The sequence below is a fragment of the Pseudanabaena sp. BC1403 genome, assembly GCF_002914585.1.
GTDB lineage: Bacteria > Cyanobacteriota > Cyanobacteriia > Pseudanabaenales > Pseudanabaenaceae > Pseudanabaena.
Genome location: NZ_PDDM01000008.1, coordinates 126,222 through 145,365 on the forward strand (window position 1 = coordinate 126,222; position 19,144 = coordinate 145,365).

Annotated in this window: 18 protein-coding genes, 1 pseudogene and 1 riboswitch; of the genes and pseudogenes, 11 read left to right on the forward strand and 8 right to left on the reverse strand. The window is 42.7% G+C overall.

Annotation, left to right across the window (positions count from 1 at the left end; translation table 11 throughout):
- Nucleotides 1-88 precede the first annotated feature (88 nt).
- Nucleotides 89-1,006 (reverse strand): LysR family transcriptional regulator, encoded by a 918-nt coding sequence (locus CQ839_RS09575; RefSeq protein WP_103668053.1) that lies wholly within the window; start codon nucleotides 1,004-1,006, stop codon nucleotides 89-91.
- A gap of 87 nt (nucleotides 1,007-1,093) precedes the next feature.
- Here CQ839_RS09575 and CQ839_RS09580 point away from each other — a divergent pair, with 87 nt between their 5' ends.
- From CQ839_RS09580 to CQ839_RS09605, 6 genes are all read left to right on the forward strand, one after another.
- The gene (locus CQ839_RS09580) at nucleotides 1,094-1,843 is read left to right on the forward strand and encodes an SDR family oxidoreductase (protein WP_103668054.1); all 750 of its coding nucleotides are present in this window, start codon (nucleotides 1,094-1,096) and stop codon (nucleotides 1,841-1,843) included.
- A gap of 117 nt (nucleotides 1,844-1,960) precedes the next feature.
- Nucleotides 1,961-2,350 (forward strand): VOC family protein, encoded by a 390-nt coding sequence (locus CQ839_RS09585; RefSeq protein ID WP_103668055.1) that lies wholly within the window; start codon nucleotides 1,961-1,963, stop codon nucleotides 2,348-2,350.
- 13 nt (nucleotides 2,351-2,363) lie between these two features.
- A complete protein-coding gene (locus CQ839_RS09590) occupies nucleotides 2,364-3,251 on the forward strand; it encodes an SMP-30/gluconolactonase/LRE family protein (RefSeq protein ID WP_103668056.1) in 888 nt (295 codons plus the stop codon).
- 16 nt (nucleotides 3,252-3,267) lie between these two features.
- Nucleotides 3,268-3,855 (forward strand): antibiotic biosynthesis monooxygenase, encoded by a 588-nt coding sequence (locus CQ839_RS09595; protein WP_103668057.1) that lies wholly within the window; start codon nucleotides 3,268-3,270, stop codon nucleotides 3,853-3,855.
- Between the two features lie 301 nt (nucleotides 3,856-4,156).
- Nucleotides 4,157-4,612, forward strand: a complete 456-nt coding sequence (locus CQ839_RS09600) for a hypothetical protein (protein WP_103668058.1) — start codon at nucleotides 4,157-4,159, stop codon at nucleotides 4,610-4,612.
- A 579-nt stretch (nucleotides 4,613-5,191) separates the two neighbouring features.
- Nucleotides 5,192-6,094: a YitT family protein gene (locus tag CQ839_RS09605; protein ID WP_103668059.1), complete on the forward strand. Its 903-nt coding sequence runs from the start codon at nucleotides 5,192-5,194 to the stop codon at nucleotides 6,092-6,094.
- A 305-nt stretch (nucleotides 6,095-6,399) separates the two neighbouring features.
- Here the strand turns inward: CQ839_RS09605 and CQ839_RS25995 are convergent.
- A pseudogene (locus CQ839_RS25995) lies at nucleotides 6,400-6,504 on the reverse strand (macrolide ABC transporter ATP-binding protein); the annotation flags it as partial.
- Nucleotides 6,505-6,535: 31 nt separating this feature from the next.
- Here CQ839_RS25995 and CQ839_RS09615 point away from each other — a divergent pair.
- Entirely contained in the window at nucleotides 6,536-9,295 is a 2,760-nt protein-coding gene (locus CQ839_RS09615; protein WP_103668060.1) for an ATP-binding protein, read from the forward strand.
- A 76-nt stretch (nucleotides 9,296-9,371) separates the two neighbouring features.
- On the opposite strand, the gene CQ839_RS09620 is transcribed toward CQ839_RS09615, so the two are convergent.
- The 6 genes from CQ839_RS09620 to cobU form a co-directional block, all read right to left on the reverse strand.
- The gene (locus tag CQ839_RS09620) at nucleotides 9,372-10,034 is read right to left on the reverse strand and encodes an ABC transporter ATP-binding protein (protein WP_103668061.1); all 663 of its coding nucleotides are present in this window, start codon (nucleotides 10,032-10,034) and stop codon (nucleotides 9,372-9,374) included.
- A 12-nt stretch (nucleotides 10,035-10,046) separates the two neighbouring features.
- Nucleotides 10,047-11,300, reverse strand: coding sequence for an ABC transporter permease (locus CQ839_RS09625; RefSeq protein ID WP_103668114.1), 1,254 nt, complete (start codon nucleotides 11,298-11,300; stop codon nucleotides 10,047-10,049).
- Nucleotides 11,301-11,349: 49 nt separating this feature from the next.
- Entirely contained in the window at nucleotides 11,350-12,699 is a 1,350-nt protein-coding gene (locus tag CQ839_RS09630) for an efflux RND transporter periplasmic adaptor subunit (RefSeq protein WP_103668062.1), read from the reverse strand.
- 315 nt (nucleotides 12,700-13,014) lie between these two features.
- Nucleotides 13,015-13,335, reverse strand: a complete 321-nt coding sequence (locus CQ839_RS09635; RefSeq protein WP_103668063.1) for a hypothetical protein — start codon at nucleotides 13,333-13,335, stop codon at nucleotides 13,015-13,017.
- 122 nt (nucleotides 13,336-13,457) lie between these two features.
- The gene (locus CQ839_RS09640) at nucleotides 13,458-14,075 is read right to left on the reverse strand and encodes a TetR/AcrR family transcriptional regulator (protein WP_103668064.1); all 618 of its coding nucleotides are present in this window, start codon (nucleotides 14,073-14,075) and stop codon (nucleotides 13,458-13,460) included.
- Nucleotides 14,076-14,196: 121 nt separating this feature from the next.
- On the reverse strand, nucleotides 14,197-14,733 hold the full coding sequence (gene cobU / locus CQ839_RS09645) for a bifunctional adenosylcobinamide kinase/adenosylcobinamide-phosphate guanylyltransferase (protein ID WP_103668065.1): 537 nt from the start codon (nucleotides 14,731-14,733) through the stop codon (nucleotides 14,197-14,199).
- Nucleotides 14,734-14,866: 133 nt separating this feature from the next.
- On the opposite strand from cobU, the gene CQ839_RS09650 reads away from it, so the two are divergent.
- The 4 genes from CQ839_RS09650 (at nucleotide 14,867) to CQ839_RS09665 (ending at nucleotide 19,126) form a co-directional block, all read left to right on the forward strand.
- Nucleotides 14,867-15,442, forward strand: coding sequence for a Uma2 family endonuclease (locus CQ839_RS09650; protein ID WP_103668066.1), 576 nt, complete (start codon nucleotides 14,867-14,869; stop codon nucleotides 15,440-15,442).
- Nucleotides 15,443-15,601: 159 nt separating this feature from the next.
- Nucleotides 15,602-15,699: riboswitch (TPP riboswitch) on the forward strand.
- 7 nt (nucleotides 15,700-15,706) lie between these two features.
- A complete protein-coding gene (thiC, locus tag CQ839_RS09655; protein ID WP_103668067.1) occupies nucleotides 15,707-17,092 on the forward strand; it encodes a phosphomethylpyrimidine synthase ThiC in 1,386 nt (461 codons plus the stop codon).
- A 99-nt stretch (nucleotides 17,093-17,191) separates the two neighbouring features.
- Complete coding sequence (locus tag CQ839_RS09660) at nucleotides 17,192-17,551, forward strand: hypothetical protein (RefSeq protein ID WP_103668068.1); 360 nt, start codon at nucleotides 17,192-17,194, stop codon at nucleotides 17,549-17,551.
- 111 nt (nucleotides 17,552-17,662) lie between these two features.
- Nucleotides 17,663-19,126, forward strand: coding sequence for a DUF1565 domain-containing protein (locus CQ839_RS09665; protein WP_103668069.1), 1,464 nt, complete (start codon nucleotides 17,663-17,665; stop codon nucleotides 19,124-19,126).
- Nucleotides 19,127-19,144: the final 18 nt, after the last annotated feature.

The following is a 19,144-nucleotide window of genomic DNA, read 5'->3' on the forward strand; positions in this document are numbered from 1 at the left end:
TAGCGATCCCCTTGAGGAGATGGATTGTTGATGCGATCGCCTAAAAATCACGACTCACAGTAATAGCGATAAATGAATTTTATTCTTGCTAAAGCTGACTCGCCACTGTCTTGATCGTATTGCGTAACCATTGATGTTCCTCATCGCGATCGCTCAACACACTCCACAGCATCGAAACTGTCCAAGATGGCGTTTCGATTGGTAGTTCAAAAATCGTAAGATTACAGGACTTAGCCATATTCAGGGCAATGCGTTGAGGAACAGCCGCAACTAGATCGCTAGAAGCGATCGCAAAAGGCAGAACCAACATGTGCGGAGTGATTAAAGCAATTCGGCGTTGTAAATTTTGTGCTTGCAAGGCTCGATCGATTGCGCCAGTGCGATCACGCCTTACGGTCATCAGCCCATGAGATAGTTGAGAAAATGCTTCCAAACTCATAGTTCCATTTCTTAATGCAGGATGCCCCTGACGCACAATGCCCACAAATCGCTCTTGAAAAATTGGTTCCAATTGAGTTTGTCTCGGCGGATTTGGGAAAACTCCCAAGGCGATATCAATCATCCCATGTTCTAACAAATCACCCACACTATCTTTCTCAAACCCAATTGTATTGAAGTTAATGAACGGCGCATTTTGCTGACAATATTGTAACAGTGGTGGCATGAGTACAAAGCTGCTGTAGTCAGCACTGCCGACATTAAAAGTGCGATCGCTATTAGTCGCATTAAAGGATTGACTAGAGGTAATCGTCTGGCGAATCTGCTGTAAAGCAGCCAAAATACTGGGTGCGATCGCTTGAGCTTTCACGGTTGGGTGCATTTGTCTCCCCAATCGCACAAATAAATCATCATCAAATAACCCGCGCAACCGATTGAGAGATGCACTCATCGCTGGTTGTCCAATTTGGAGTTTTTCGGCGGCTTTCGTGACGCTGCGTTGCTCGATCAATGCCTCAAAAGCAACCAATAAGTTGAGATCGATCGCCGCCAGATTTATCGATTTCATTAATAGTATCTATCTAAAATATTGTCTTGTTTAATAGTTTAGAGGTTGCTACGGTAATTTCATAGCAGATTTAACTAGAGGATTTCGATGGCTATGACTAAGAAAGTTGCTGTAATTACTGGAAGTCACAAGGGATTGGGCTATGCGATCGCCCGTCAGTTAGCCCAGAAAGAAGATATTCAGGTGGTAATCACCAGTCGCAATCCTCAAGACAGTATTGCCGCCCAAAAGCGCCTTTCTGATGAAGGGCATCAAGTAGATGCACATCCTCTTGATGTAACTAGCGATGATAGCGTTAAGGAGTTTGCAACTTGGTTGCAGCAAACCTATGGCAGAGTCGATATTCTCGTTAATAATGCAGGTGTAAATCCCACGATGCAGCAGGATGAAGCAAGTCTGCTCACTGTAGATATAGAAACGATGCTGACGACTTTCAACACTAATGTATTGGCAGTAGTAAGAATTACCAAAGCATTGATTCCATTGATGAGAGCCAATAATTATGGGCGGATCGTGAATGTATCTACAGAAATGGCTTCTCTCAATTCGATGAGCAGCGACTATTATCCCTTGGCTCCTTCCTATCGTTTATCCAAGGTTGGCTTAAATGGATTGACTGCCATCTTTGCCAAGGAACTACAGGGCAGTAATATTTTGATCAATGCCTATTCTCCTGGTTGGATGAAAACGGATATGGGCGGCTCTGATGCGCCATTTACCGCCGATGAAGGTGCGGAAACTGCGGCGTATTTGGCTACCTTGCCAGAGGGTGGCGCTCAAGGTGGTTTCTTTGCGGAAATGCGGAAGTTTGGCGGTGCGATCGCTTTACCTTGGTAGGAAATCTCCCGATCTTTTGTCTCAATTGCTACGGCTCGCAAACCCGAACAGTTACCAGATTTAGTCAGCCGCTATACTGACTTTGAAACTAGTTAGCCTATAAAATAGGACAGACAAATGAAATTTGGATACACAATCATTTATGTTTCAGATGTGGCTAAATCGATCGCCTTTTTTGAAACTGCCTTTGGATTTAGCAAAAAGTTTGTAGATGATTCTGGAACATACGGCGAACTCGATACTGGCGAAACAACTTTATCTTTTGCCGCCCATTCCTTGGGAGAATCTAATCTTCCTCATGGTTACGTTGCCGCAGATTCCTCAGACAAACCTTTGGGCATGGAAATCGCATTTGTAACCGATGAAATCGAATCCGCTCATCAAAAAGCGATCGCCGCAGGTGCGATCGAAATAGCAGCACCCAAAACCAAGCCTTGGGGACAGATTGTTTCCTATGTAAGATGTCCCGATGGAACGCTTGTCGAGCTATGTACTCCTATTTCTTAAAAGGTGAAAAATCATGATAGAAACATTAATTGACCTAGTTCCCGCCCATGCGATCGCAGAATTTCCTGTCAATACATTTCTAGAAAGCATTGTTGTCGAAGCGGATAATACTTTGTTTATCACCAGTCATTACGAAGGCAAGGTCTTTCGTATCGGTGCTGATGGAGTTGTCGCAACCCATGCAGCGATCGCAGGTAAAGCAACTGGCTTAGCATTGACACCAAATGGAGAACTGCTGCTGTCAGGTTGGGATGAAAAGGACACTTCTGTAGTATGGAGTATTGCTAGCGATGGAACGGTCGAACTTGTGACGGAATTGCCAGAAGCAATATTTTTGAATGGATTGACTCGATTAGATAGCGATAATTACTTAATTGCTGATTCCTATCGTGGTGCAATCTGGGAATTGAATGCGCCAACAAAAACCGTTAGCATTTGGCTAGAACATGCCGATCTTGCGCGTACTTCTCCCGAAGAAGGCACTCCTGCGGTCAATGGTTTAAAAATTTACGACAATTTTCTCTATGCTTCCAATACTCAAAAGCAGCAGATTGTGAAGATTCCCATTCTCGCTGATGGTTTGGCAGGAGAAACAGAGATCTTTCTCACTGGAGTTAATATCGACGACTTTGCCTTTGACATCGAAGGAAATCTCTACGGTACGACTCACGTTTTTAATAGTGTGGTGAAGATCGCTCAAGATGGCACTGTCACGACTATCGCCCAACTAGAGCAGGGCATGGCAGGTAGCACGGCTCTAGCTTTCGGTAAATCTGAAGGCGATCGCACTAGCGTCTATGTCACAACCAACGGCGGCATGTCTTTCCCTCCTGCTACAGGGATTGAATCGGGAAAGGTGGTAAGACTTGAGGTTGGCGTTGCTGGACTGCCATTGGTTTAAATCTTGCTAATCACTAATGATGAAACAAATGAATCAGAGCGATCGCATGGAATCAGATGATACTCCCGTAACTGTTGATGTTGCTCTCAATGTTAAGCCTTCTTGTGAGCAGGAATTTGAGGGAATCTTAACAGAAATGATTTCTGCCGCCGAAATGTTTGATGGTCATCTGGGAGTGAATGTCTTTCGCCCAGATGACACATCGAATCTTCAGTATCGGATTGTATTCAAATTCGATCACCTTAGTAATTATCGGCTTTGGGAAAGTTCAGAAATTCGCAAAGGTTATCTCGCCAAGCTCAATCGATTGCTCGTAGATGAAAGCAAACTTCAGGTTCTCACTGGTTTGGAAACTTGGTTTACTCTATCCACGAATAAAGCGATTTTACCGCCGCCGCGCTATAAGATGTTCCTTCTCACTTGGGGAATTATCTTTATCTTAATTAATTTCATGAATAGATTGGTAATCCCAAACCTTTCTTTTTTGCCACCACCTCTAGCGACTTTGCTGGTTTCAGGGCTGATGGTGTTTGCGATGACTTATATCATCATGCCACGAATTACTAAGATCTTCGCTAAGTGGCTCTATCCAAAAGCTTCTTAACAAACTCAATCTTTAATATGGGGTTAAGATCTGCTAAAAGCACTCTACGAGGTTGAATTTTGCTAGATAAAACTCCATTAGGGTATGTTATCCTACAAAAATCTTGTTATTACACTCATTGATTGTTTTATCTGACAAGTTGTGTGATATTAGCCTTGCAAAGGTATTTATCCTAATAATCTGCAAGATAATATATAGTTAGGTTCCTTGATTTATTTGTTGGGATAGTGCTTGACACTTATTTTTTACAGACGTAATTTCAAAATAGCCAGAGTCGTTTACCCGAAATAGAGTTAAATTTGTGTTTTTAGTTCAAGATTCCAGTGAATCTCGTGAGGATCGCATTCGGCAGTTTCTAGATGAAGATCCAGCTTTGTCGGCTTTACTTTCAGTAATTCATTTTGAGTGGACACTTAGGCGGGCAATTATTGCTCTTGGACATTCACCTAATGTGGTAGTGCGATCAAAGTTAAAAGATTGTCATGGTTTGAAAAAATATAAAGAGGTTTGGAAAGATGAAGTTACTCCCAAGGTTGAACAGCGTCTTCCTGAAGTAGTCAGAAACTGGCAAGGGCTTGATAGAGCATTTAGTTTACGTCACAAGTTGGTTCACGGCGTGGGTTCTTGTGGGAGAGACCATGCAACGGAGCGAGTTCACTGGGCAATTGATGCAGCTAAGGATATAAGGTTGGCTTGTAGCAGGTATGATGTGAATTTGGATGTACGGTTGCCTGTTCGTAGAAATACCAGTCCTTAAGAATTCTCTCACGTAGTTAACATCAATTCATTGTTACTTATCAGAACCTAACAATTCCTCTACTGCGGGCTGGCGAAGATTGATCTATAACATGCATAGCATGGCTCGCAGCCGCAGAGCGGAAACGTTATACCAAACCGATAAGCCCGTTAAAATTATCTGTTTCGAGCCAAGATTAAGCACTCAAAAATGATTTGCTTCGTTGATGAGTTTCGAGAAGTTATTGGCGATCGCGAAATTAAGAAATTGATAGGCGATCGGGACATAAAAAATCTACTTGGTTGTTGAGTTTCGAGAGGTTATTCGCGATCGCAAAGTTAGGGAATTGATCGACGGACTCGTAGTGGATAGACACGCCTCAAATAGTGCATTAGAGATTCATTTAAAACAGGCTAAACATAGTTTTCAGAAATCTAATAGCATCACTTTAGCTGTGCCTCTTCAGTAGGATGCACTAATAAAATCTAGTTCATCTTATTTTGGATTGATGTAATTATGTTATGCGGAAACTCCACATCGGTATGATTTTAGAGTAAGTGTGAGTTTGGTATAATGGCGTGGCTGTAGCGATATAATCACATGCCAAAAGTTCAAACATCTGTGTTCCAGAGATTGATTGATTATGCATTAATTGTAAGTGCAGGTTTGCTGTACGCTACCGCATTAAAGTACTTTGTCTTACCGTCAGAGGTTATCCTCACAGGAACAGAAGGTATTGCCGCAGCATTGTCATACTACTTTGAGAATTATGCTTTGTTTATCATTCTATATTTAGTATTTCAGTCGGCACTGCTATTTTTTGCCTTTAAACGAGTCAGTAGAACATTTGCTTTGCGATCGCTGATTGTCGTTGTCACAGTCACTATATGGTTAACGCTTCTGCCAGAATTGCGCTTTGCTCAACCAGAACCGCAGAACGAGCGCATAATTTTAGTCATTTTTGGTGGACTTTTGACTGGCGTTGCCAAAGCAATAGCATTCCAGAACCGTGGCTCAACAGGTGATGAAGATATTCTTGGAGCTTATTTTGCGATGAAATATCTCAAGCCTGTCGGTTCAATCTCTATATTTGCTGCTGTGATATCTACAGTATTTGGTCTTGCCATGAGCATTCTCAAGAATGGCAAATTTGAGCCAGTAGTTAACACACTTATGTATACCTGCGTTTATATTTTTGCTTCTACTGAAACTCTTAATAATTTTTATCACAAATTCAAGATCACGATGTTGGCAATCATAACCCGTCTGCCTCAATCTGTTGGAGATTGCATCAAAATGACATCACCTCATCGCACCTACATCGTGCAGAATGGTATCGGTGGACATAGTGGTGATACCTTCTCCATGGTCAAAACAATTATCACCCACGAAGAACTTCCCGAATTGATTAAAGCTATTGAAAATGCCGATCCAGATAACTTCCACTACTATCACGAAATTGATGGTATTTCTCGTCATTATTATATTCCACCTATTGCTTAGCAATAGTAAGTACTATCATCAAGATAGATAATTATTTAGCGATCGCTATTTGGGAGTTCAGTCTGGGCTGGTGATCAGTCATAGTTCCTTCTTCGTCAAATCCACAGAGGTTATACCAATTCACAAAATTGTGACAACACTTTTGTGAATTAAAAACCAAACCCTGTAAGGGTATTAAAAACACTAAATAGCTGCGCTATTTAGTGTTTTGGTATTATTGGCGATCGCAAAGACAAATAATTGATAAGCTATCTTTAACTAACAGTATTATTCATCGCCTAAATTAAAATCATTAGCTAAAATCATTAGCCAACTATTAGCTCATCTTGTACAAAAATCTTGCACTTGATTTGGGCGGCGATATCTGGCTCGTGGGTGACGATGGCAATTGTGATTTCTTGAATACTTAATAATTGCTCAAACTACAACAGGGAAATTAAAATGACAGAAACACCTAACATCAAATTTATTGATTCGGAAATTACCTTAACAAATTGCGATCGCGAGCCGATTCATATTCCTGGAACAATTCAACCTCATGGAATATTAATGGTTTTATCTCCATCAGACTTTTTGATTAAACAGGTTAGTGCCAATACCATTGATATCCTCGGCATCGAGCCTAAGGCAATATTAGATAGTCCTTTAGTAGATTTGATCGGGATTGATAGCATCGCCGCTATTCAAGCTAGCCTAATGCGTGAATTTGAGCAGACAAATCCCCTAAAACTTATCTTAACTATCAAAGATACATCTCCTCAGAGCTTTAATGGCATCGTCCACCTTGCAAAAAGTGGAGAGATCGTCCTAGAACTCGAACCAATGGAATCGCCTACCAGCGATCGCACTTTTTCTCATTTTTATTACAGTTTCCATAAGATTTTGGCAAAGATTCAATGGACACAAACCCTTGAAGAACTTTGTACATTAGTGGTGAAAGAAGTAAAGCAACTAACAGGGTGCGATCGTGTGATGATCTACCGCTTTAAAGAAAACGGCGATGGTTGGATTGTCGCTGAGGCAAAGCAACCAGAAATGGAAAGCTTTTTGGGATTGCAATATCCGCATACAGATATTCCCATACAAGCAAGATATCTTTATACAATCAATTGGTTACGCTTTCTTGTTGATATTAATGCTCAACCAGTTGGCTTAGTTACTAGTGATCCTCAAGATTCAGAGATGCCTGTAAAGCTTTTAGACATGAGTCATTGCGTGTTACGAAGCATCTCGCCTATTCATATCGAATATTTAAAAAATATGGGAGTTGGCGCATCAATGTCAGTCTCATTGATCCAGCAAAAACACCTATGGGGACTGATTGTCTGCCACCATAACAGCGCCAAATATATTCCCTATGAAATTCGTACTGTTTGTGAATTCTTGGGGCATTTACTGTCTAGTGAGCTAGCCGCTAAGGAAGCCAATGAAAATCTTGACTATAAGCTGCAACTCAAAACTATCCAGAGCAAGTTTGTTGAGAGACTGATTGAAACAATGGATTTCTTAGCTGCTTCACAAACAATGCCAGATGGACTATTGCAGTTTACTGGTGCTCAGGGAGCAGCTATCTGTGATGGCGTAAATATTACGCTCATCGGCACAACTCCCAATAAAAGTCAAATATTCGGTTTATTAGAATGGCTACCTTCCCGAATTAAGAATGATCTATTTGTGACCGATGGGCTATCTTTACAATATCCAGATGCTGGAGTTTACAAAGATAGTGCTAGCGGACTACTAGCGATGGTAATCTCTCAGATCAGAAATCTCCATATACTCTGGTTTCGACCTGAAATCTTGCAAACAGTAACTTGGGCTGGTGAACCGAATAAGCAAAAGAAGATAGAAACAGATGGTTCGGTGACACTCACACCTCGTCAGTCCTTTGCTGCATGGGAAGAGTCAGTTAGATTTAAATCTACGCCTTGGTTGCCCAGTGAAATCAATGGGGCGATCAAGCTTAGAGAGGTTCTCCAAGATATTACAGGGCGTAACCAAGCGGAAGAACAGCTAAAGCAAGCTAACGAAGAACTATTGCGGGCTACCCGTCTCAAAGATGAATTTCTTGCTAATATGAGTCATGAACTACGGACACCACTCAATTCTATTTTAGGAATGAATGAATCTCTACAAGAAGGAATATTTGGGAGCATTAATCAACAACAACTTAAAGCATTACAAACTATTGAGAATAGCAGTAATCATCTTTTAGCTTTGATCAATGACATTCTCGATGTGGCAAAGATCGAGTCTGGACAAGTTGAACTGAATCTAACTTCCGTCAATATCAAAAAATTATGTCAATCAAGTTTAGTATTCATCAAGCAGCAAGCTCTAACAAGGCGAATTCAATTAATCGAAAAAATCCCTAGTCGTCTGCCAGAAACAATGCTTGATGAGAGGCGTATCCGTCAGGTCTTGATCAATCTTCTAAATAATGCTGTTAAATTCACTCCCGAAGGAGGGACAATCACACTAGAAGTATCACTCGTTAAGCTTGCTGAATACTCAGAGTCTTCAGTTTTTCTCAGAATATCTGTAATTGACACAGGAATAGGAATATCCCCAGAGAATATTCAAAAACTCTTTAAACCTTTTGTTCAAATCGATAGTGCCCTAAACCGTCAATATCAGGGGACTGGCTTAGGGTTAACATTAGTAAAACGCCTGGTCGAAATCCACGGAGGGCATGTCAGCCTAACCAGTAAGTTGGATGAAGGCAGTTGCTTTACGATAAATCTTCCATTTTGTTCAGATTTATCTGTCACTGAAGTATTACCTGAGTTCGACTCACAAGGAGAGTCTATCTTGGAGCAGAGTCAATCACAGCAAGTAAAATCACCCTTAATCTTGCTTGCAGAGGATAACGAAGCCAACATCATGACAATTTCCAGCTATCTCGCAGCCAAAGAATGTCAGATTATAGTGGCTAAAAATGGTGTTGACGCGATCGCCATTACTAAAAGCGAGCGTCCAGATTTGATTTTGATGGATATCCAAATGCCTGTGATGGATGGACTCGAAGCAATCACTCAAATTCGCCTCGATCCTAGTTTGGTTGACATTCCGATTATCGCCTTAACAGCTCTAGCGATGGAAGGCGATCGCGATCGCTGTTTGGCGGCTGGCGCTAATGAATACATGAGCAAACCGATCAAACTAAAACAATTAGATATTTTAGTGCAACAATTGCTCTAAATCTGTGAAACTGAAGCTACTCAAACCTCTAGAGTGCTTTCCATTGATTGTTGATGCGATCTCCTTCAGCAAACCATTAGCCCACAATCAAACCATCTTGCACAAAAATTTTCCGCTTAGTTTGAGCAGCGATATCTGGCTCGTGGGTAACGATGACAATTGTGATGTCTTGAGAATTGAGATCGCTAAACAAATTCATCACCTCCTGCGAAGTTTGCGAATCTAGCGCACCCGTTGGCTCATCAGCTAGAAGTAGCGCAGGTTGATTGACCAACGAACGGGCGATCGCCACTCGTTGTTGTTGTCCGCCAGAGAGTTGATTGGGGCGATTGGATAAGCGATCGCCTAAACCCACTTTTACTAAAGCATCTTCGGCACGCGATCGGCGTTCTTCTTTGGGAACTCCTGCATAGACCATTGGCAACATCACATTTTCTAAAGCCGTTGCTCGTGATAAGAGATTGAACTGCTGAAACACAAACCCAATGCGCTGATTGCGGATATAGGCTAAATCAGCTTTTGCTAGACTGGTTAGGTTTAGCTCTTCTAAATAATATTCGCCACCCGTAGGGCGATCGAGACAGCCAATGATATTCATTAATGTGGATTTACCAGATCCCGATGCGCCCATAATCGAGACATATTCGCCCGAGTCGATATGCAGATTAATCCCTTTGAGAATCGGGATATCAACCTCTCCGAGTCGATAACTTTTGGTGATATTTTCCATTGTAATCATCGTAAGCTCTCCCTATTCACTTCGCAAAGCTGTAATTGGATCGAGTCTGGCAGCATTTCTGGCGGGAATCACTCCAGCGACCAACCCGACGGAAGTTGACAAACCAAACCCCAATAAGATCGAACTGGTAGAAATAATAAATGGGAACTTAAACGCAGTTGCCGCCGCAAAGGTAATCCCGATCCCGATCGCAATGCCAACGGAACCACCAACTACGGAAATAACCACCGATTCAGTCAGAAATTGAATCAAAATAGCATTGTCCGTTGCGCCTAAAGCTTTACGAACACCGATTTCACGAGTACGCTCGACTACAGAAACTAGCATGATATTGGCAATGCCGATGCCGCCGACAATCAGCGATATCCCTGCGATCGCCACCATCATCAGCGTAAACAGACTCAAAATTGTATTGAAAGTTTTGAGGATATCCGCTTGATTAGTAATCCGAAAATCATCATTTTCAGGAACATCAATGTTGTGACGCAACCGCAAAATATTGGCAACTTGAAACTTTACTATGTCTAATTTTGTTTCGTCCTGACCCTTGACATAGATTCCATTAACAGAAACTCCCGTTAGCGAATTATTGCCAATGATCCGAGCGGACATTGAGGTTAAAGGAATATAAACCGCATCATCGCGATCCTGAGGGCCTTGAGAACCCTTGGCTTCCATTACCCCAATCACATCATAAATCTCGCCTTGAATTCTGATTTTTTGACCAATGGGATTGACATTACTGGGAAATATATTTTTCCTGACTGTGGGAGCGATCACGGCGACTGATGCAGAGGACTCTAGCTCCTCATTGTTAAAATACCTACCTTCCACAGGAAAAGTATTGCGGGCATTGGGATAACTTAAATCAGTTCCATATACTGTCGTGGAAGTATTTTTGTCACCAAATACTACTTGTGTATTGCGTTGTAAATATGCCGAGACAATAGTTGCTGATGGGGCTTGAGTCGCGATCGCTTGAGCATCTTCCCATGTTAGCGTCGTGACCGATCCCATCCCCTGACTAACGCCGCCACTTTGGACGGCTCCAGCCATTACTTGCAAAACATCAGTGCCTAAGCCGCGAATGGATTCTTCGGTAGATTTCTGCACGCCTTGCCCGATTGAAGAAATACCAATTACCGAAGAAATCCCGATAATTACGCCCAACATAGTCAAGCCGCTACGCAGTTTGCTGCCCCAGAGAGAGGCGATCGCCATTTCCGCAATTTCCCAATAGGAAATTTTGTGAGGGCGTAAAGTCATAGGATTCATACCTCGCTAATTTTAAATAAGTTGATCTTTAAATTGCTCTTTAGCGTGGAGCAGGCGGCAGAATCCCCCCTGAGGAACTAGATTCTTTCTTAGAAGGAGGACTGACGAGGACTTGTTCATTACCTTGGAGTCCAGATTTAACTTCCGTAAAACTGCCTGCGGTATTTCCCGTTTGGATCGCTTGGAATATTGGTTGGCGATTGTTGCCCAAAATATAAACCCCCGTTCCATCAGCTTGCTTAACTACGGCTGCATTGGGAACCAATATCGCATTATTTAAACTGCCGACCTCAAACTGAGCCTCAACATTCATGCCAGCTTTCAACTTGGCGACTTCCGTAGAAGTAATCCCCACACGCACCTCAAAACTGGTCACATTTTGGGAAACCGTTGCCTGTGGGGCGATTTGTTCGACTTTCCCTGTAAATATTTCGTTAGGGAAGGCATCAACTTTCACCTTCACTGATTGTCCTAATTTGACTTTGGCAATTTGAGCTTCCGATATATTGACGACCACTTGAAGGCGATCGTTGGCAAGGGTCAAAATTGACGAAGACGATGCCGAGTCGCTACTTCCAGACATAGAAGGACTAACAAATGCTCCGATGTCTGCATATTTTTTGATGACGAGACCATCAAAGGGCGCGACTATTTTGGTGTCGTCAAGGGAAGTTCGAGTAGTTTGTAAGCTTCCTAAGGCTGATTCTAACTTTGCGCGAGCTTCGTCAATATCTTCACTGCGCGATCCTGCTTGAGATAATCCTAACGATTGTTGTGCTTGTAATACTGAAGCCTGAGCGGTATCGCGGGATGTAACTGCTTTTTGGTAGGTTTGTCGAGAAACTGCTCCTGATTGATAAAGAGATTGATTGCTAAGGAGATCTTCTTCCGCCTGACGCAGTTCGACTTGAGCGCTGTTTAGCTGAGCCTTCGCCTTTGCGATCTCTTCAGGACGGTTACCTGCGATCAACCGCTGCAAATTTGCTTCCTGTTGCGAGACTTGTGCTTCCATTTGGATGCTTTGCCCACGCAGTCCCGAATCGTCCATTTCGGCTATTAATTGACCCTGACGTACGCGATCGCCTTCTTTTACCAGCAAAGTTTTAATTGTCCCCGTTGATTTGGGGCTGAGATTGATCGAACGCTCAACCTTGATCGTGCCATTGGCGGTAATGGTAATCGGCAGAGTTTTGCGTTCTACAGGCTGAGTGATAAGATCGCTTGGAGAATTATTTACCGATGCCGAGTTTAAAAATTGCCAGCCTACTCCGCCAACTCCTAAAAATAGCAAAAGCGCAGGTAACCCAAGTTTAAGCCATTTCCCTCTCGGCAAAGGTTTCTTATCTGGCTTCTGACTTGAAGCATTCGCAGGAACTGGATCGGATAACATGATTTTCCTCCAAAAAACAAAAGGAATACGTAGATATTCTTCAAAGCATTAAAAATGTAAGTACTTACTTATTAATTGATGTTACGTGGAAGGAATTTCTGTGATAGCGAAAGTCTAGGGCTGGCAAGGGGGATTGCCCTGCTTCGCTACCAGCAAGATATTCATCATCTACGTTCCACGTAACATCAGTTAATAAGTAATACCAATTCACGAAAGTGTGAAAACACTTTTGCGAATTGAAACCAAAACCCAGTAAGGTTTTTTAAATCAAGAAATGGCTACGCCATTTCTTGATTTGGTATAAAAACAGTTGGATTAATTAGGTGAATTAGATCTTCTAGTTAGTCGAGATGCTGACCAGAGGTTATTTCCCAATTTCGGCAAATTAGTGGTTCCATTCATGACATTGCCATTAATGACACCTTCAAATTTGCCAGCCCAACCCTCTCTCTTAGTAGACTCAATCGTAAAATTCACAATGCGATCGCGAGAAATATTTCCTTTAAGAGATAAATGCTCGCTAGAATTAGCGAAGGTTCCACCGATCGTGTCACCATCTTGAACTATTAGCAGCGTTACCGATAGTTCGCCTAAGAAAAGCATCCAGTTACCATCAATAGTTGTTGTTTCATCCATAAGAATGCCAGAAGAAATTACCCTCTCTGAGACTTAAGGGATTTAGGTGATGACGACCTAGAGATGTTATTCCAAAAGCCAATCGAGAAAACTTAGACATAGATTTACTCCTTTTTAGTGAGTTAATTTTGAGTCGGTTTTGGGGCCAGCCCTTCCCATAGGGTCTCAATTAAGTTGTGAATAAAAATGGATGGCTCGACTAAGGTATGCTTCATCAATGGAAGTGCATCGGGCATTTTCTGATCCATATTACTAGACACGATATAATTGATGATTGGACCAACAATCATGTGAGCTACGATCAGGGCATCGCACGATCGCAGATGTTTTAAAGCGATCGCTTTATCCAAAAAGCTAGCTAGTAAATAGGTATCTCTTAGGTGCGGAGGTGGCATTGGCGGTGGATGAGGTAAATCACCTTGATTCATGAGCATAAATACTCTAGGCATCACCTCCAGATAGAATGCCAACATTTGCTCACATATCACGATCAACTCTTCCTTAATTGCCGCAGTAGGTGTTTGACTGGATAAAGTTTTGACCCACTTTGGATTTTCTGTAATGCCGATAGCAGCCAGAAACAATGCTTGCTTAGTTGCAAAGCGCTTAAAGATAGAAGCTTCAGATATTCCAGCCTTTTCCGCGATCGCCAATGTTGATGCACCAAAACCCTCTTTTAAAAAGATTTCTCGCGCAGCAATCAGAATTTCTTCATTAGTGATTTTAGGAGGACGAGCCATAAATAAGTAAGTACTTACTTTTTAATAATAGGTCTAACTCTAAGTGCTTGTCAAGTCACCTAAAGAATATAACAAATAAACCTAAAGCCTTTTGCTCACAGCTTTTGGTGTTTCGTTTCAATCACGAAGGAAGTTTTTCACCTAATTGGGTGAGGTCGATCGCATGTCCTCCTGTAACCAGATAAACTGAATCAGCGATCGCACCAATTTTACGACTCAGACCACCGAGGCGATCGCGAAATATTCTCCCTAACTTATATTCTGGTACAAGTCCCCAGCCCACCTCTTCCGCGACAAAAGTGATATCGACCTTACAGACTTGAATTGCTTGTAAGAGTTCTGTTTCTATTTTGCTCCAAGCCAGTTCATCCTCTTCCAAAAGATTTGCTAACCAAGTACCAAGAGAATCTACCAGAATATAATTGGAATCGCTTTTAATTCCTAAAATCGCTTTAGCGAGTTCCATGGGAACTTCCAAGGTTTGCCAATTCTCAGGACGGCGATCGCTATGTTTTTGTAGTCGAGATTCCCATTCCGCATCATCGGGATAACAAGTTGCAGTGGCGATATAAATTACATTCTTTTGCGATCGCATTGCTAATTGCTCTGCCCATTCACTTTTGCCTGAACGAGTTGCGCCCGTCACGAGAGTAATCATCCTTGTTACCATCAATTGCCCCTTGCTATACTATTACGATATCGCTCATTGGTAGTGCTAACGCCTCAACTCTAACAAGACCGAGCCTTACTTTAAACAAATTTCATCAGGACGCGATCGGCGTTAAACCATCATGGTTACTCAACTTGCCCAAAAGACCTACACCGTTGAAGAATACCTAGAACTAGAGCTAGCTTCGGAAACTCGCAGTGAATATCGTAATGGAGAAATTATTCCGATGACTGGTGGAACCCCAAACCATAATGATATTTCTGGGAATGCCTACATATTATTGAAGGCACTTTTAAAAACAAAAGAATATCGTGTGTTTCATGTTGATCAGCGTCTCTGGATTCCATCTTTAAAACAATACGCATATCCTGATGTGATGGTTGCGCCTAAGCCTCTGGAAATGCAAACTGGACGCAAAGATACGATTACTAATCCTTGCTTTATCGCGGAGGTGTTATCTAGATCCACCCAAAACTATGATCGCAGTGAAAAATTTGCCAATTATCGCACCATCGATACTTTTCAGGAATATCTCTTAATCGATCAATACCATATCCATGTTGAGCATCATGTTAAAACCGCCGTCAATCAATGGTTATTCTCAGAATACGTCGATCCAAACGTTACGATTTCTTTGCAATTCTTGGATTTGCCAATCCAAATAGCCGATCTTTACGACAATATTGAGTTTATTTAATTCAAAACCCCAAAGATAAGTGGCGGCGCTTCTCGCCGCCACTTATCTTTGGGGTTTTGTGTCCTAAAAAAATTTGTATTGCTATACGATCCTAAATAGTTAATTTTTATAGTCCAGCTTATCTCTAGCTATAAGGACTAGCTTTACAATGCTATGATCTCAACACGCTAGGAGTGTCTAGAAATAACTAGACTGAGAGCAGATCCTTAGAACCTGAACCGATTGACATCGGCGTAGGAAAGCACATTATTTGAGGAAATTTACATGACAGTTGGTTTGAAACTCCCCTCTGCACCTACAAGGCGTGGAGAATATCGCGGTACGCAAATGCATTGTGCTCGTCAAGGCATCATCACTGAAGAGATGCAGTATGTGGCATGGCGTGAAAATCTACCCGTCGAGCTGGTACGCGCTGAAGTCGCCAGAGGTCGGGCAATCATTCCCGCCAACAAGAATCACACAAATCTTGAACCAATGGGAATTGGCATTGCCTTCCGATGCAAGGTCAACGCCAACATCGGTGCATCCCCAAACTCTTCTAACATTGACGAAGAAGTTGAGAAGTTACATTTATCAGTCAAATATGGCGCTGATACTGTCATGGACTTGTCCACTGGTGGTGGCGATCTCGATGTGATTCGGACAGCGATTATCAAAGCTTCACCTGTTCCCATCGGCACAGTTCCCATTTACCAAGCACTCGAAAGCGTGCATGGTAGAATGGAAAACCTCACACCTGATGACTTCTTACACATCATTGAGAAGCACGCTGAGCAAGGCGTAGACTATCAAACCATCCATGCAGGAATCTTGATCGAGCATCTACCGCTTGTCAAAAACCGTCTCACAGGGATTGTTTCCCGTGGTGGTGGGATTTTGGCGCGTTGGATGTTGCATCACCACAAGCAAAATCCTCTCTATACCCATTTCAACGACATCATCGAAATCTTTAAGAAGCATGATGTGTCCTTCAGTCTTGGGGACTCGCTGCGACCAGGTTGCTTGCATGATGCCTCTGATGAAGCTCAACTTGCAGAACTAAAAACCCTCGGTCAGCTAACTCGCCGTGCTTGGGAACATGATATTCAAGTCATGGTCGAAGGCCCTGGACATGTACCAATGGATCAGATCGAGTTCAATGTTCGCAAGCAAATGGAAGAATGCTCTGAAGCTCCTTTCTATGTACTTGGTCCTTTGGTAACGGATATTGCCCCAGGATATGACCACATCACTTCTGCGATCGGTGCAGCGATGGCTGGTTGGTATGGTACTGCAATGCTCTGCTATGTCACACCTAAGGAACACCTTGGCTTGCCAAATGCTGAAGATGTGCGTAATGGCTTGATTGCCTACAAGATCGCAGCCCATGCTGCGGATATTGCCCGTCATCGTCCTAACGCACGCGATCGCGATGATGAGCTATCCACTGCGCGTTACAACTTCGATTGGAACAAGCAGTTTGAATTGTCTCTCGATCCTGAACGTGCTAAGGAATATCACGACGAGACTTTACCTGCGGATATTTATAAAACCGCAGAGTTCTGCTCGATGTGTGGACCTAAGTTCTGTCCTATGCAAGAGAAAGTTGATGCTGAAGCAATTAGTGAACTTGAGAAGTTTCTTGCAAAGGAGCCTGTGACCTCAGTCTAAATTAAATATAAAACCCAAAAACTGTAGCGCACGCTGCGCGTGCGCTACAGTTTTTGATTCTGGGTTTTAATTATGACCAGCTACTTATGAGTGAATATTATGAGTGAATATACCGATCGCCTGTTAGCAACTAAGAAACGCTATCCTTTTGCTCGATGGATTGCAAATACCATTGAGGATTATAACGAACTATCCTGTCAACCTTACATTGTGGCTTTTGACACCCTACTCGATCATCTTGTGGCTTTGGGCGAGCAAGCTTCTACTGAAGCAAAACTAGAGGCATTTCAGGAAACCGTGGAAACCCTCAATGATCTTAATGATAATGATGGATTGATCGAAACGGGAGAGCGGGAAGACCTATGCGAGATTTGCAATATTATCGCCATCGCCGCAGGAATCGATCCAACGAAATATGGTGGTGGCGAGGGGCCAGCGAGTGAATGGCGTGACTGGTAAGATCTTGCGATTGCCATAACTTCCTGTTTGTGGCGCATACTTGTGAAACAAAAGCAACTTGCTGCTAGTCTAGTTAGACATGTTTGCTAGATATCTTGTTGGTGTCTCAATATGAATAAGTTTCCCTGTCCTAGTCTTATTAATGTAGCTTTTCTCTTGTCCCTCACTGTGCCCTCTGCTGCTTGGGCGCAGGCTGCTCAACAAAAGATTGTTTATGTATCCCCACAAGGTAATGATGCACAGACCTATCGTACAATCACGGCTGCGATCGCAGCTAATCCCCAAGAAGGGACGATTTTCCAATTAAGTAATGGCACATATAGCCAAACTACTGGCGAAAGTTTTCCAATTCGTCTTCCTAAAGGTGCGATCTTACGCGGTAATCCTAGCGCTAATGGAAATGGGGTAGTGATTAGCGGTGGTGGTCGCTTTGTCAGTCCCACTTTTGCGAGCCAAAATATTGCGATCGCAGCAGCAACTAACTCTCGCATTGAAGGGATCACAGTCACTAATAGTAACCCACGCGGCTATGGACTATGGTTAGAATCCAGCCGTAATGTCATTATTGCTAACAATAGTTTTGTGAGTAGTACCCACGATGGCATCTTCCTCACAGGCAGTGCTAATGCTTACATTGGCAATAATCTATTCACGAATAATAAAGGCAGTGGTATTTCGGCGCTTGGCACAAGCACAGGGGAAATTCGCGATAATAAGTTTGAGAATACAGGCTTTGGATTGTCGATTGGACAACAATCTCAGGTTGTTTTAGCGAATAATAATATCTCTCGGAATGTGGATGGAATTATTATTTCTAATACAGCACAACCAACGTTGAGAGGAAATGCGATCGCTGATAACCAGCGCAATGGTTTAGTCGTTCTTAGTAGTTCCAATGGTTCTCCCCGCCCTGACCTTGGCACAACGATTTCACTGGGAAATAATACTTTCCGAAACAATCGTGAATTCGATATTAATAATGCTACGACTATTCCTTTAGTAGCTGTAGGCAATCAAATCAATCAATCACGGGTGAAGGGGTTACTGGATCTGAGAGCATCGAGTTCTCCAATTACCAATGCGATCGCTACTTCTGTCACTCCTGCACCACTGCCATCGATTCCAGCAGTTCCAAGCAATACTGCGCCTTCTACTCCAATTCAATCTAATCCCAATCCTAACCCGACTACAGTATTTGTACCAGCCAAGCCTCCTAGCTCTGGTCAAGTATTACCGAGTCCTGTAGTTTCCACTAATCCTAATGCTGCACCAACAACGATTATCATTGAGCGTGACTATAGCGCTCCTGCGACTCCTCCTAGAGTTGCGGCTTTACCACCAGCTACCCTTGATCCCACCACAGGCAAGCCTTTTCAATATCGAGTAGTTGTACCAGTCACTTCCACTGCCGTAACTCAGCGGGTAAAAACGGTTGTTCCCGATGCATTTCGGTTATCGCGTAGTGGTAGAACTGTGATGCAAGTGGGAGCCTACAGTGAGAATACTACTGCCAATCAACTAGTGCAGAAACTCGCCCAATCTGGTTTAAAAGCGGAAATCATTCCCTTTCGGTAGAAAAACAAGGGATTTAAT

What these genes read in the sequence shown, in the direction of transcription:
- CQ839_RS09630 (WP_103668062.1), bottom strand. Translation starts at nt 12,699, where the DNA reads ATGTTATCCGATCCAGTTCCTGCGAATGCTTCAAGTCAGAAGCCAGAT.
- CQ839_RS09590 (WP_103668056.1), top strand. Translation starts at nt 2,364, where the DNA reads ATGATAGAAACATTAATTGACCTAGTTCCCGCCCATGCGATCGCAGAA.
- CQ839_RS09595 (WP_103668057.1), top strand. Translation starts at nt 3,268, where the DNA reads ATGATGAAACAAATGAATCAGAGCGATCGCATGGAATCAGATGATACT.
- CQ839_RS09575 (WP_103668053.1), bottom strand. Translation starts at nt 1,006, where the DNA reads ATGAAATCGATAAATCTGGCGGCGATCGATCTCAACTTATTGGTTGCT.
- CQ839_RS09625 (WP_103668114.1), bottom strand. Translation starts at nt 11,300, where the DNA reads ATGACTTTACGCCCTCACAAAATTTCCTATTGGGAAATTGCGGAAATG.
- cobU (WP_103668065.1), bottom strand. Translation starts at nt 14,733, where the DNA reads ATGATTACTCTCGTGACGGGCGCAACTCGTTCAGGCAAAAGTGAATGG.
- CQ839_RS09585 (WP_103668055.1), top strand. Translation starts at nt 1,961, where the DNA reads ATGAAATTTGGATACACAATCATTTATGTTTCAGATGTGGCTAAATCG.
- CQ839_RS09615 (WP_103668060.1), top strand. Translation starts at nt 6,536, where the DNA reads ATGACAGAAACACCTAACATCAAATTTATTGATTCGGAAATTACCTTA.
- CQ839_RS09640 (WP_103668064.1), bottom strand. Translation starts at nt 14,075, where the DNA reads ATGGCTCGTCCTCCTAAAATCACTAATGAAGAAATTCTGATTGCTGCG.
- CQ839_RS09635 (WP_103668063.1), bottom strand. Translation starts at nt 13,335, where the DNA reads ATGGATGAAACAACAACTATTGATGGTAACTGGATGCTTTTCTTAGGC.
- CQ839_RS09580 (WP_103668054.1), top strand. Translation starts at nt 1,094, where the DNA reads ATGGCTATGACTAAGAAAGTTGCTGTAATTACTGGAAGTCACAAGGGA.
- CQ839_RS09620 (WP_103668061.1), bottom strand. Translation starts at nt 10,034, where the DNA reads ATGATTACAATGGAAAATATCACCAAAAGTTATCGACTCGGAGAGGTT.
- thiC (WP_103668067.1), top strand. Translation starts at nt 15,707, where the DNA reads ATGACAGTTGGTTTGAAACTCCCCTCTGCACCTACAAGGCGTGGAGAA.
- CQ839_RS09665 (WP_103668069.1), top strand. Translation starts at nt 17,663, where the DNA reads ATGAATAAGTTTCCCTGTCCTAGTCTTATTAATGTAGCTTTTCTCTTG.
- CQ839_RS09605 (WP_103668059.1), top strand. Translation starts at nt 5,192, where the DNA reads ATGCCAAAAGTTCAAACATCTGTGTTCCAGAGATTGATTGATTATGCA.
- CQ839_RS09660 (WP_103668068.1), top strand. Translation starts at nt 17,192, where the DNA reads ATGAGTGAATATACCGATCGCCTGTTAGCAACTAAGAAACGCTATCCT.
- CQ839_RS09650 (WP_103668066.1), top strand. Translation starts at nt 14,867, where the DNA reads ATGGTTACTCAACTTGCCCAAAAGACCTACACCGTTGAAGAATACCTA.